We start from the raw sequence: 13,598 nt of genomic DNA, 5'->3' as shown, positions 1-13,598 counted from the left end.
CGCCAAGGCTTTAACGCCCGAGCGGGTTTACTTTTTTCATCATTCCATCGACTAAACCAACGCTGGCTTTTTCGCAAGCATCGTGCCTTCCTGCGCGTAACGTACATGCCAGGAGAATGCCTTTTCCAGTACATGCGGGGTGTGCCCGCCACGTGTGAGTGCTTCCTCATAGTATGCCATCAATTGATCGCGGTACATCGGATGCGCACAATTCTCGATAATTTTGATGGCTCTTTGACGCGGAGCCAAGCCTCTCAAGTCAGCCAAGCCTTGCTCAGTGACGATAATATCGACATCGTGCTCGGTATGATCCACATGGGAGGCAAACGGAACGATGCTCGAAATGTTTCCACCTTTGGCAATCGACTTGGTTACGAAGATGCCCAGACGTGCGTTACGAGCAAAATCACCAGAGCCGCCGATGCCGTTCATCATTCGTGTACCCGACACGTTGGTCGAGTTGACGTTGCCGTAGATGTCCGCTTCAATCGCTGTATTGATCGCAATCAGACCGAGGCGGCGAATCAGCTCCGGATGGTTCGTGATTTCTTGCGGACGCAACAGCAGCTTGTCACGGTATTGGGCAAAATTTTCGGTGACATGCTTCATCTTATCAGCCGTCAGCGTGATCGAACAGCCTGAGGCAAACGAAATTTTACCTGCATCAAGCAAATCAAACACCGCATCCTGCAACACTTCCGAGAAGACTGTCAGATCCGTGAATTCCGAATCCAAAAATCCGTTGAAAACCGCATTCGCTACCGATCCGATTCCTGATTGCAATGGCGCGAGATTGTGCGGCAAGCGTCCCTCTTTTACCTCCTGACGCAAAAACTCGATCAGATGTGCCGCAATCTGCGCCGTTTCTTCGTCCGGCTCCACAATTGTCGACGGAGAATCCAACTGATTCGTCAAGACAATCCCTTTTACTTTATTCGGATCGACCGGGATCCCTGCTGTGCCTATGCGCTGATCCACAGACGTGAGCGGAATCGGTTCACGCTCTCCTTGTTTTGCGGGTGTATAAATATCATGAATGCCTTCCAATTCCACCGATTGAGCCATATTCAACTCAATGATGACATGCTTGGCATTTTCCACGAAAATATTGGAGTTCCCCACGGACGTAGCCGGAATGATCATACCCTCTTCTGTAATTGCAACCGCTTCCACAATCGCGTAATCGATTGCGTCAATCGCTCCCTGACGAATTGCTTCCGCTGTATGCGACAAATGCTGGTCAACGAACATCATGCTACCATCGTTGATTTTTTTGCGCATAACCGGATCTGCTTGAAAAGGCAATCGCTTGTTGATGATCCCCGCTTCCGCCATAACGGCATCTACATCGGAGCCGAGTGATGCTCCTGTATATACGTTTACGCCAAAAGGCTTGTTCTCTTTTTTCGCCAACTCAGCCAATGCGAGCGGCACGACCTTGGCATCACCAGCACGCGTGAAACCACTTAACCCGATCGTCATGCCATCCTCAATCCATCCTGCTGCTACCTCAGCCGTCACGATTTTATCTGCCAGTCGTTTATCGCGTAAGCGCTCCCACATCATTGTGACCTCCCATGCCATCTTTATTGCCTTTACACTAGCACAAGGATTCTGAGCGGGCACTCGATTTTCAACAAAACAGAATTTTTACGCGGCTATCAAGAAAAAACGGCAGCGAATCATTCTCATTTGTCAGATATTTCAGAAGCCGAGCAATTGCCGAAACGAGCTGGCGTACGACTGACTCACAGGAACTCTTGTCTTTTGCTTGTCCTTCATCTCCAATAAAAACGTCGAATGAAAATGCGGGTGAATAAAGCCGATCGATTCCATATTGACGAAATACGACCGATGACAGCGCACAAATCGCTCTTTCGGGAGCATGTACTCGAGTTCAGCCATGTTGTATTTGTTCGCATATGATCCGCTAGCCGTATGCAGAAGCGTTTTTCCTTCATGAGAGCTGATATAGACGATCTCCGTTAATGGAATGGGCAGCCAGCCGTCCTCCCCTTTTCCGATCAAAAACGATAGACGCGGCTCCGGATTTGTGAGCGGAACGTTTTGAGGTGGATAGATGGCGGTAATACAGCCCATGACCTGACCATTTCGCACTAATGGAAGCGAGAGTCCGTAGTACGGCACGCCAAAAATACGACTCTCCACCTGATGCCCCACTTTTCCCATTTCCATGAGCGCTTGATGTGTAGCCGAGCCAATGGGAACGAGATCCCCTGGCGTAATTTTCAAGTCAATATTGGAACTCGGTTGATAGTACAAGTATTGTGAGCCGTCCGAGATCGCAATCGATACCCCGTCCGGCAAGACTTCCCCAATCATTTGCAGCACCTCTGGAACCAATCTGTCCTCCATGCTGATTCCTCCTGCTCCTGTTATTGCTTTCCTATGTTCTTACTTCTAATTTCTATTAAAACACATTTCCCCACCCGCAAATCAATCCTTGTCTTTCCTCTCTATACAAGCGAATCCATCCGATTACAGCCAGGCATTGTGCTATCATGAGATTACAAAACATTCACGATTGTTTGAGCAAAGGCGGTGCAGCATGGACCACACCATTGTCTTGATAGCAAAAGGAACGGACACTCTCGAATTTTTGTTAAAAGAACTAAGGGCTTATTTCGAGCCGTATTGCAAAGTCATCGGCTATGCCAGCCATGAGCACATTCCCGATTTGAGCGGAGTCGATCATGTCTTTATCACAACCAAATCCCCAGAGCTATACACCGTTGCCCGTCAAGCTGTTGCTGACTCCGTACCCATCACGGTTTTAAATCGTTTTTTCGAGCTGCGCAAAATGAAAGCGCTGATGCAGATTCCTCCGGGGACGACCGTCCCTGTCATGAACAATTCGCCAGTTTCCGCACAGGAGGTCATCCAAAACTTATTGGAGGCGAACGTCGATCATTTGAATTACGTCCCCTTTCACCCTGGCTGCACATTTGATGATCTCGAATTTCAATACGCCATCATTATGAGCGTTCCTGACGTACCTCTTCCTCCTCACGTAGAGGTAATTGATCTCGGTTTTCGCAAAATCAGCATTCATGACCTGATTGATACCGGTCGCAAGGTAGGCGTGCCCAGTGAATGGGAGCGCGAGTACTTGTCTGCCTTCATCGTAGAAATGTCTGAGCTCGCGAAAATGCTCGGCACCTCCTACGCAGAGGTACAGAAGCTCAATAGCCAGCTGCAATCTACCTTTCAGGCAGTCAAAGACCCCGTGATCGCTTGCAACGAACAAGGTCTGATTACGTTTATTAACGACGTCGCCGTTGAGTTGTTTTGTCCACAGGCATCCTCAATTGTTGGACAACCGTACACGGTGTTGAAGGAGCACAGCTTGCTGCAGCCCTTTTTTGAGCAGGAAGATCTGGAGGACGCTCTCGTAACCATTGATCACAAGCAATTTATCGTCAGCAGTCAAAGTATACGCCGCAGGCATGAGCATTTAGGCTTCGTTTGTACACTAAAAGACGTGACCGAAATCCAACGGTTGCGAACCACGCTCACCTTGCGCGGCCATACAGCCACCTATTCCTTTTCCGATATCAAAGGACAAAGCCAACCACTGCTCCAAGCCATCGAGCTCGGCAAAAAAATGGCAAAAAACAATCAAACGATCCTGCTGACAGGTGAAAACGGAACGGGAAAAGAGCTGTTCGCCCATGCCATTCATCAGCACTCGCTACGCAAAAACGGCCCCTTTGTCGCAATCAACTGTGCCTCCTTGCCGGAAAACCTGCTGGAGAGCGAGCTGTTCGGCTACGAAGACGGTGCCTTTACAGGAGCACGAAAAGGCGGAAAGCCCGGCCTGTTTGAACAAGCAGACGGCGGGACGATTTTTCTCGATGAGGTCGGGGACATCTCTGGAGCCATTCAGGTCAAGCTACTTCGCGTGCTGCAAGAAAAGCAGGTCATCCGCGTGGGCGGTACAGGCATTCTCTCTGTGGATTGCCGCATCATCGCAGCTACCAATCGCAATTTGGAAGACGCTGTTTCCCAAGGAAGCTTTCGTGAGGACCTGTTCTATCGTCTAGCTGTCCTGCCGATCCAAATTCCCGCTTTGCGTGAGCGAATCAGCGATATTCCCCTTCTCATCGATGAGCATCTGGAGCAGCAAGGCATTCGCAAAACATGGTCGCCAGAAGTGATGGAGCTATTCAATCGCCATGATTGGCGGGGGAACATTCGCGAACTGAAAAATGTCGTCGACTATGCCATTACAGTCAGCGAGCATCCTGTCATCGGCATTCAGGACCTCCCCAAACGATTGACGGATAGCCTGTTTCAAAAGCAGCAAACAGCTTCTATCCCTAAATTGGACGACAACCGCGACCTGGATATTTTGTATTGCTTGCATCATTATTACGTATCCAACAAACCAGTCGGTCGTTATCAATTGGCGCACTCCCCTGAGCTACAATCCGTAGGCTGGACGGAGAGCGCACTACGACACAAGCTAAAACTACTAGAGCAGCAAGGTTTGGTGCGTTCAGGCACAACCCGACAAGGAACCTCCATCACCCCCGCGGGTATTGAATTGTTGCGAAAACACGGGCGGATTTAACTTCCGCCCAATGAATAATAGGATGTATTAGGCTGCATAAAACCTAATAAACATTCCTAAAGCTCGTTTTCTGCCCTTACCTTGCCTATGAAAATCCACTGAAAACGCTTATATTCGGGAAATTTCGACACTTGGCACGACCCTTGCTTGTCATAAGCAAAAAAAAGCGAGGTGACCTCATGTCTACACATCCATTGAAACCTGCAAAGAAACGTTTTTCTGTGCCGCATACCTATGCCATCCTCTTTATCATCATCATTTTGGCAGCCCTGGCTTCCTACGTGCTCCCGGCTGGTGAGTTCGATCGCGTCAAGGACGCTGCCTCAGGCAAAACCATCGTCGTCAACGGCAGCTACCATCCTGTAGAAAGTGATCCGGTCTCGTTCTTTGACATGTTCAAAGCGATTCCAGAAGGGATGCAAAAAGGAGCGCAAATCATTTTCTACATCTTTATTGTAAGCGGTGTATTCGGAATCATCCGCCAGACCGGAGCGATTGAGGCCGGGATCAATAAAGGTGTCCGACACTTGGAGGGTCGGGAAAAGCTGCTCATTCCTGCTTCCATGTTCCTCTTCTCCATCGGTGGCTTCACGATGGGAATGGCAGAAGAAAGCATCATCTTCGTTCCAATCGGTATCGCGCTGGCTCGTGCGATGGGCTTTGATGCCGTAACAGGGACAGCCATGATCACCATGGGAGCTGCAGCCGGCTTCATGGGCGGGATGATCAATCCATTTACGGTTGGGGTGGCGCAGTCGCTCGCGCAATTGCCGCTCTTCTCTGGTCTTACCTTCCGCGCTGTTGTGTATGTCTTCGTGCTCGCTTTTGCCATCTGGTACGTCATGCGTTATGCGTATCGTGTCAAAGCTGACCCGACCAAGAGCGTGCTATATGGCGTAGAGAATCACGCTAGTCAAGAACAGGCAGCAGTAGACATCCCCGATTTGAATGCGCGTCACAAGCTCGTGTTCCTGGTAATGGTCTGTGGCCTCGCCTTCAACGTATACGGTGTATTCAAGTACGAATGGTTCCTGACAGAGCTTACCGCTTCCTTCCTGATCATGGGCCTGGTTGCTGGTCTCGTCGGAGGTTTGTCGGTCAATACGCTGTTTGATTCCTTCGTTGCTGGTGCGAGAGCCGTTACGTTTGGCGCGCTGATCGTAGGTTTTGCCCGCGCGATCACGGTCGTCCTGGAAGACGGAAAAATTATCGATACGATGATTAACAGTCTGACTTCAGCGATTGGTCATTTGCCAGATGCCGTTAACGTCCTGGCCATGTTTGTGATTCAAGCCTTTCTCAATCTCTTTATCTCTTCCGGTAGTGGACAGGCAGCGACAACCATGCCGATCATGGTGCCGATTGCGGATCTGCTCGGCATCCAACGTCAGATAGCGGTTCTTGCCTTCCAATACGGCGATGCGGTAACCAACTCCATTATCCCGACTTCTTCTGCGTTGATGGGTTATCTGGCTGTTGCAGGCATTCCGTATGAGAAATGGGTCAAATTCATTTGGAAGCTGCTAGCTGGTTGGGCCATTATCGCTTCGATCGCGCTCATTGTAGCAGTGACAATCGGCGTTTCGTAACAAATAAGCTTTTCACAAAAATGGCTGCGTCAATTGGATTGGCGTAGCCTTCGCTTCACTTACCGACTACTCACGAACAAACCGATGGAGGAACCATGCGCACAACGATCAAACAATTGCAGCCCGCCATTTTTTCTCTATACGAGCATTTACACCAGCATCCAGAGATTAGCTGGGAGGAAGTCCAAACCACCTCGTTTATCGCTGACTTCTTGAAAAAACACAATTGCCGCGTCACTACCTTTGACGACGTGACGGGTGTTGTTGGCGAATGGGGCGATCTGACGCCAGGAAAATTCACTGTAGGCGTACGGGCAGACATGGACGCACTCTGGCAAGAAGTAAACGGCGTCTTTACCGCGAACCATTCCTGCGGACACGATGCGCATATGACCATGGCATTAGGCGTCCTGATGGTACTGCAAGCAATGGACGTCCAGCTCCCTGGGCGCCTGAAGCTCATTTTCCAACCAGCAGAAGAAAGCGGAAATGGCGCACTTGCGATGGTGAACAAGAAAGTAGTGGACGATATTGATTTTCTGTACGGTGTCCACCTTCGTCCCATCCAGGAAATCCCGTGCGGCACAGCTGCTTCTGCTATCCTGCACGGGGCGGCGGGTACAGTATTCGGGCAAATCAAGGGTGCCGATGCTCATGGTGCACGGCCTCACCTCGGAGTCAACGCTATCGAGGTAGCTGCTGCGATTGTCGAACAGTTAAAAGGCATTCATCTCGACCCGCTCGTCCCTTATTCTGTCAAAATGACGCAGCTTTCTGCCGGTAGCAAAAGCAGCAATATCATTCCGGGCTCGGCACAGTTCCACTTGGACCTGCGTGCACAGACGAATGAAGTCATTCACGCCCTCTTTGCCCGTGTCGAGCACATTTTGCAGCACGTTTCCCGTCTCTATGAAGTTGAGCTGTCTTACGAGATCACCGAACGCGTCTATGCGGCGGAAGTGAACGAAGAAGCGAGACTGATCATGGCCGATGCCATTACCCAAACCTTGGGGACAGAGAAGCTCGAACCGCCGATCCAGACACCAGGCGCGGAAGACTTCCACTATTACACAAAAGAACGTCCACAGCTTCGCGCGACCATGCTTGGTTTAGGCTGTGGCCTGACACCAGGACTTCATCATCCGCAGATGACTTTTGAAAAAGAAGCACTGCTAGACGGCATCGAGATTTTGGCAAGAACGATACTGAAAACGTTTGAGCGACAATCCATATGAACGGTTGAGGAGAGATGAACATGAAAATCGAACGCGTGGACCTGCAACGAATCAAAATTCCGTTGAATTCCCCTTTTGAAACGAGCATGGGAGTTGAAACCCACAAGGAATGCATTCTCGTGCGTGCATACAGCGGTGCTCATGTCGGCTTCGGCGAAAGCGTCGCGATGGACGTCCCCGTCTATAACGAGGAAGATGTCGATACGGTCTGGTACATGCTCGAAAAGTATTTGATCCCGCAGCTGTTTTCACGGGAGATCGAGCATCCTGATGACGTATCCCGCCTCTTCTCCTGGATGCGCCGCAACCACATGGCCAAATCCGCTTTGGAAGGTGCCGTCTGGGACTTGTACGCCAAAATGAACGGCCTCTCCCTCTCCCAAGCATTGGGCGGAACTCGCACGACGATTGACGTCGGTGTGAGTATCGGAATTGAACCGACCATCGAAAAACTGCTGCAACGGGTAGAGGGCTTCATCCGTGACGGTTACAAAAAGATCAAAGTGAAAATCAAGCCGGGCTTTGATGTCGAGCCAATGCGTGCGATCCGCAACACATTTGGACCAGACGTTCCACTGATGGCGGACGCAAACTCTGCGTATACGCTGGCAGACATGGAGATGCTGAAGGCTTTAGATGGCTTTGGTTTGATCATGATTGAACAGCCGTTGGCTCATGATGACATCATCGACCATGCCACCTTGCAAAGAGAGCTGAAAACACCGATCTGCCTCGACGAAAGTATCCATACGGTGGAAGATGCCCGCAAAGCACTCGAGCTCGGCAGTTGCCGGATTATCAACATCAAGATCGGTCGCGTAGGTGGTCTGACCGACGCCAAGAAGATTCATGACCTGTGTGCGACACGCGGCGTACCTGTATGGTGCGGAGGAATGCTGGAGGCAGGAATTGGACGCGCGCACAACATCGCGATGGCCTCGCTTAGCAACTTCACGATTGCCGGCGATACATCCCCTTCCCATCGCTACTTTGCGGAAGATATCGTGACACCTGTCATCGATTTTGCAGCACCTGGTATGCTGGCTGTACCGACAACCCCAGGGATCGGTTTTGACATCAATGAGTCTGCCATTCGCAATGCCCTGATCGAGCATAAGAGCTACTATGCAAATCGAGAATCTACTACGACTGTCATTCCTACCTGGTAGACGACACTCATTCGAAGTGAAAAAGAACAGAGAGTGCCCATTGGCCTCCCTGTTCTTTTTATTTGTGCGATTTTATTAATCCGTAATCGTCAAAAGCTTGCACAAATTTCGCTCTGCATGAGCTCTCTTCTCTGGTGGAAACCGCTTTAGCAGATCCAGTGCAGCATATGGAAGCTTCAATGCATGCGGATCGCTGTATGTTCTTTCCCAGTACAACGGTGAGAAAATTTCCTCGAACGCTGGCTCCTTCACCTCATCTTCCAAAGTAAACTCAGGGACATGGCGATTCAAATAGATTTGAAGACGATGGTTTACGATACCCGGCTTCACAATATCCTCATAACCGAATCGCTCCAGATCTGTTAACGCATGAGCCTGTGTGATGTTATGGACGACCTCGCTCGCCAAATGATAGCGTACTCCGTTAATATCACGCGGCGGTATAACCAAACGTAGCTCGTCAAACGCCCGCTCTGCCATCTCTGCCGTTGTATGGTAAGGCGCAACTTCGTCGTCTTTGAAATCATCAATCGTCATGCCATGGTAATTCTCGATGCCCCAATAACGGTCTTTCCTGTCTTCTGTCGTCGCTTGGAGAATTCTGACCAGGCCATCCACCACAGTCGGAGTGATCATATCAGGGCGTTCGCGCAGTGCTTTTAATGCCAACACACCTAGTGCTAGTCCATGGCCTGAGGTCCGAAGCTGCTTCACATTTTGCTGGAGGCCATTGATAACATGCTGTAACAAGGAGGGGTCAGCTTGCTCGTCTTGATCTAGTGGAACAAACCATTCAGGCTTTTGCTTGCGGAAGGATTGACATGTCCGCTCAATGCCCTCTTTTACATGTTCAGGGAGATCGTGCTCACGATCCATGAAGTACCCTGCCAATAAAGCTGCCCCATAATGACCGTCGAACCATCCTGCTACAGCTGCACGTGTCATTCCTGTAATGCCAAGCTCCAAGTAAGAATCAAGTAAACGCATGTAACTTCCTCCTTTTTCGATTTGGTATGTATTCATAATATAACAAACATTTTTGTTTGTTAAGTATAAATTGAAAAATATCCCAGAACTTCTTTTTATCGAATGCGGCCGATCCAAATTGCTGTTCCAGATGAGAGAAATGCAAAAGGGGCGTCTCTAAGCCGAAAAATCGACTTATGAGACAGCCCCTCTTCGTAATCGAATGGTTTGTGCCTTAAACGGCTGGATCCCGTTTCAAGGCATGATTGGCTGTAATCATTTGTTTAGAATCCCCACCAGTAACGGTGCATCCCGGTAGCGTATTGGGTGGCAAGCGTTTGACGGAAGGAACTTTGTGCAAGCTGGGATGCGTCACTCGCATTCGTAATAAATCCGGTCTCTCCTAAAGATGCCGGCATGTTTGTGTATTTTAATACGTAAAACTCTGCTGCTTTGACTCCCCTGTCATTTGCAAACGAATTTCTTAATTGGTTGTACGTTTCCGTTGCCAATCGCAAGCTGGTTGTTGATCCGGGGTAATTGTAAGTTTCTACTCCATTGGCCGAGGAAAGGGATGCGGCATTGATATGCATGGAGACAAAAAAATTGGCGTTTTTGGAGTTGGCATAAGAGGCTCGGGTAGACAGAGCAACGGTTGTATCAGAGCTTCGCGTCATGTAAACCGTAGCCGGATAGTTGGCAACGATGTAATTTTTGGATCGAAGGCCTATGTCCAAAGTCAGGTCTTTTTCTTTCAAACCGTTGCCCAATGCTCCTGGATCATCTCCACCGTGTCCAGGGTCGATCACGATGATTGGATTCGCTGCAAGAGTGAACGATTTTTGATTAATAACCATCTCTTCGGCTGCTTTCTTCTTTTCCGGGCTGTAATTTTTTGGTGCTGGTGCGCTGTCCCACATAGGCTCGTCGGCAATTTCATTCTCCGCAAATGCGGGAGCGGCCATCCCCGTCAAGCTACAGCAAATGAGTGCAGTCAACAACATTTTTCCTACTTTCATGGTGATTTCTCCTTTATCATTTTTATTTATTCGAAACGACTTACGAATTGAAAAGAAGGCGTAAGTCACTCCAAAACGCCAAAAATTTATTCCTTTGCAAATTCTCAGGCAAAAACAGGTAATTGTTAGATTTCTTCTGTGACTCGAGCCACTTGCGGTACACCACGGATTCTTTCTCTTGATAAATGATTTGCTGTATCTTTTGGCTTACTTCCGGGAGGGTTTGTGTTCTTGGTGGCATGACTTCAGCAGGGAAAAACCAATAGGTCCACTGCTGGCTCTCAAAAGGGCCAACAATCCGCATTACGGGAGAGTGAAACACGGCCTTCGCAATCATCTCGTTATAATTCTCGGACATTTGGGACTGAGCGACCAGTTCATGCAATCCGGCACGCCCCTCGGGATCTTCGCCATATTGCTTCAGCAGGGACTGAAAACGTTCCGCTGATGCGGCTTTCAGCTTGTCCAACAAGAGCTTGTCGCCATTTTTAGCCCGTACATAATAAATGGTGCGCAGTTCGGGAATGCGAAAAGACTCGATTTGTTCCCGGTAAAATCTCTCTACTTCTTCTTGTGTCACCACAACATCCCGAGTCACGATCTTTTTCACTTCAAAACCAATCATCGCCCGTCTTATGTTTTGAATGCTGTCCTCTTCCGTCATGTTCATCTGGCGCAACGTTTCTTCACGCTCCGCTTTCGTGCTGCCCAATTGTTTTAAATGTTCTTCAATCAGACGCTCATCCGTCTTCACCCCCATCTGTTTTCCAATATCAAGGATCAATTCTTCCAAGCTCAGTTGTTCCAGCAGCCTTACCTCCTCGTCCGCTGAGTACGCTACCCCTTGGAAATACTTGGGCTTTATTCTTTCCCAATCGTCTCTGCGGAAAAATTGATCGCCGAAAACAAAAAGAAGGGGCTGGTACATCAAAGCCGCATACAGAAAAATGACTCCCAGGAAACCAATCGGTACAAATAAATAAAGCCATGTTCTTCGTTTTTTCATGTGATCAAGCCATCCTCTCATAAACCAGATGAGGCAAAGTAGATATCCAGCCAGAATTCACTAGATACTTTGGAAGATAATATTACTATATTGAATATATTTCCAAAATATAAATATATCTACATGTTTTAGTGCTATTTTCCCTGATTTTTCCTTAGGTCTTAGGAAGTGATTTTCGTCGATTGTTGTCAACAACGATGGTCCTTTCACACCACAAGCCGCAGTCATCCAAGAGGACAACGATACCTTTGGCGGAGTGAACAATGGTTGGCCAGCCAAATAAGAGGGGGCTGTCCCAAAAGGGCAAATCCGCTGAAATTTAAACATCAGGAACATGGATATATCAACGTTTGTGAAATGCAAAAGGGGCGTCTCTAAGCCGAAAAATCGACTTATGAGACAGCCCCTTTTTGTGAGCCATTCTAAATTCTCGAAGCAGCACCCTTATTATGGCCCCATCTGGCCTACGGGATATGTTCTACCATTTTCTTTGCTCAATCCAGCTTAAAATCTACTTCGTCAGTCTCCGGCCGATAATCAACAATCAATCCTTTTCCATTCATATACCACAGCTCATCTTTTTCCATATAAAAAGTGATGCCATCCTCTACTGTCGAAATGCCGATTTCATTCGGCAACTCTTTGGCAATCCCCATCGAGAATGAATCCTGAACCGTACTAACGCCTCCGTATCGGACAAAAAAACGAATGCTGTCTCCTTCTTTGCATCCCCATTCTTCGCGAAACCATGCTACCGCTGCTTTAGTGATCGTCATGTTCATTCGTACAACCACTCCTCTCTGCTTATAGTTTACCTTAATTTAGAGATATTTGAAACATAAAAGTATGTTAAATGGAATTGCTCCACTATTTGAAAAAAGAACCGATTCCCTACGCTTAGGAAAACGGTCCTTTTCATCTTGTTACGGCTTTATGGGAAGTGTAACCAAAAAACTCGTTCCGATACCTACCTCACTGCTGACCTGAATTTTTCCGTGGTGCGCATCCACGATCCATTTGGCAATGGAAAGTCCCAAGCCGGTTCCTTCTGTCGCTCGGGAGCGCATTTTATCCACTCGAAAGAAGCGATCGAACAAATACGGAATATCCTCTTTGGAAATCCCGACCCCACTGTCTTTTACGAGAATCGAAACGCGGCCGCCTTCCTTTTTGCAAGAAACATAAATCTGGCCATCTTCGTTGGTGTACTTCAAGGCATTATCCAGCAAGATGACCATGAGCTGATGCAGACGTTCTTGGTCCCCCACCATCTCAATGGGTTGCTGGATGTCTGTTTCGAGACGAATTTCCCGTGCGATGGCAAGTTGCGCAAAAACCTGGGTGCATTTGATCGCTACTTCGTCTAAGCGCAACGTCTGATTCATGATCTGCAACTCGTTCGAATCACTGCGAGCCAGTGTGAGCAAATCCGACACGAGCCTGCTCAAGCGCTTGGCCTCCTGCATCCCAATCATGATTTTTTCGCTTTCCTGCTCAATTGTATGATCCGGGTGTCTGAAAAGCCTCTCCAGATTGACCATGATGGCCGTGAGCGGCGTCCTCAGCTCATGGGAAGCATCAGCAATAAACTGCTGCTGTTTTTCCCACGAGACTTGGATCGGGATTAGTGCCCTTCTCGCCAAAAACCACCCAGCCACGATCGCAATGACAATACTGATAATGTCGCCGATCACAACAACGTACAGCAAGCTGTCCAGCATGTTTTGCTCAGGTGCCAGATTGTAAATCAGTTGAAACTGGTAAGCGGTCTGTATACGATTGCCTACAACAACCTTTTTCGGAACAGTAACTGTCTGCACGCGGTAGACTTGTCCATTCACTGTTTCCGTTTCAATACCGTCTGCTTTTCCGTTATGCTGGAATTTTGCATACTCCTCTGGCTCCAGCCTGTCACCAAATGCAGTCCCGATGACACGACCAAAGCTATCCCAAACGAGCAAAACATATCGGCGATCCAGATCGTTAAACTTTTTCCTCTCCTGACGGTTGTATGGAAAAG

Annotated in this window: 11 protein-coding genes (1 of these 11 cut by a window edge); 4 read left to right on the top strand and 7 right to left on the bottom strand. The window is 48.6% G+C overall.

Annotated elements, in window-relative coordinates; genetic code table 11:
* Positions 1 to 51 precede the first annotated feature (51 nt).
* Together HP567_RS04695 and HP567_RS04690 are read right to left on the bottom strand one after the other, a co-directional pair.
* Complete coding sequence (locus tag HP567_RS04695) at positions 52 to 1,563, bottom strand: acetyl-CoA hydrolase/transferase family protein (RefSeq protein WP_173611950.1); 1,512 nt, start codon at positions 1,561 to 1,563, stop codon at positions 52 to 54.
* Positions 1,564 to 1,704: 141 nt separating this feature from the next.
* Positions 1,705 to 2,376, bottom strand: a complete 672-nt coding sequence (locus HP567_RS04690) for a LytTR family DNA-binding domain-containing protein (RefSeq protein WP_173611812.1) — start codon at positions 2,374 to 2,376, stop codon at positions 1,705 to 1,707.
* 193 nt (positions 2,377 to 2,569) lie between these two features.
* Here HP567_RS04690 and HP567_RS04685 point away from each other — a divergent pair, with 193 nt between their 5' ends.
* The 4 genes from HP567_RS04685 (at position 2,570) to menC (ending at position 8,587) form a co-directional block, all read left to right on the top strand.
* Positions 2,570 to 4,594, top strand: coding sequence for a sigma 54-interacting transcriptional regulator (locus HP567_RS04685; protein ID WP_173611811.1), 2,025 nt, complete (start codon positions 2,570 to 2,572; stop codon positions 4,592 to 4,594).
* Positions 4,595 to 4,773: 179 nt separating this feature from the next.
* The gene (locus HP567_RS04680) at positions 4,774 to 6,183 is read left to right on the top strand and encodes a YfcC family protein (RefSeq protein WP_173611810.1); all 1,410 of its coding nucleotides are present in this window, start codon (positions 4,774 to 4,776) and stop codon (positions 6,181 to 6,183) included.
* A 95-nt stretch (positions 6,184 to 6,278) separates the two neighbouring features.
* Positions 6,279 to 7,418 (top strand): M20 peptidase aminoacylase family protein, encoded by a 1,140-nt coding sequence (locus HP567_RS04675; protein ID WP_173611809.1) that lies wholly within the window; start codon positions 6,279 to 6,281, stop codon positions 7,416 to 7,418.
* Positions 7,419 to 7,438: 20 nt separating this feature from the next.
* Positions 7,439 to 8,587: an o-succinylbenzoate synthase gene (gene menC / locus HP567_RS04670; RefSeq protein ID WP_173611808.1), complete on the top strand. Its 1,149-nt coding sequence runs from the start codon at positions 7,439 to 7,441 to the stop codon at positions 8,585 to 8,587.
* 75 nt (positions 8,588 to 8,662) lie between these two features.
* Here the strand turns inward: menC and HP567_RS04665 are convergent, their stop codons facing one another.
* The 5 genes from HP567_RS04665 to HP567_RS04645 all read right to left on the bottom strand — a co-directional run.
* Complete coding sequence (locus tag HP567_RS04665; RefSeq protein ID WP_173611807.1) at positions 8,663 to 9,574, bottom strand: hypothetical protein; 912 nt, start codon at positions 9,572 to 9,574, stop codon at positions 8,663 to 8,665.
* Between the two features lie 263 nt (positions 9,575 to 9,837).
* The gene (locus HP567_RS04660) at positions 9,838 to 10,572 is read right to left on the bottom strand and encodes an N-acetylmuramoyl-L-alanine amidase family protein (protein ID WP_173611806.1); all 735 of its coding nucleotides are present in this window, start codon (positions 10,570 to 10,572) and stop codon (positions 9,838 to 9,840) included.
* A gap of 40 nt (positions 10,573 to 10,612) precedes the next feature.
* Positions 10,613 to 11,578: a peptidyl-prolyl cis-trans isomerase gene (locus tag HP567_RS04655; RefSeq protein ID WP_173611805.1), complete on the bottom strand. Its 966-nt coding sequence runs from the start codon at positions 11,576 to 11,578 to the stop codon at positions 10,613 to 10,615.
* Positions 11,579 to 12,072: 494 nt separating this feature from the next.
* Positions 12,073 to 12,360 carry a HesB/YadR/YfhF family protein gene (locus tag HP567_RS04650; RefSeq protein WP_047073777.1) on the bottom strand — a complete coding sequence of 96 codons (288 nt, stop codon included), beginning with the start codon at positions 12,358 to 12,360 and terminating at the stop codon, positions 12,073 to 12,075.
* Positions 12,361 to 12,501: 141 nt separating this feature from the next.
* Positions 12,502 to 13,598, bottom strand: the 3' portion of a protein-coding gene (locus HP567_RS04645) for a sensor histidine kinase (protein ID WP_173611804.1). 199 nt of this gene lie beyond the right edge of the window; only the last 1,097 of its 1,296 coding nucleotides appear in the window; its start codon lies beyond the right edge, outside the window; its stop codon occupies positions 12,502 to 12,504.

This window comes from Brevibacillus sp. M2.1A, from assembly GCF_013284355.2.
GTDB lineage: Bacteria > Bacillota > Bacilli > Brevibacillales > Brevibacillaceae > Brevibacillus.
This window is presented reverse-complemented; position numbering and strand designations above follow the sequence as displayed.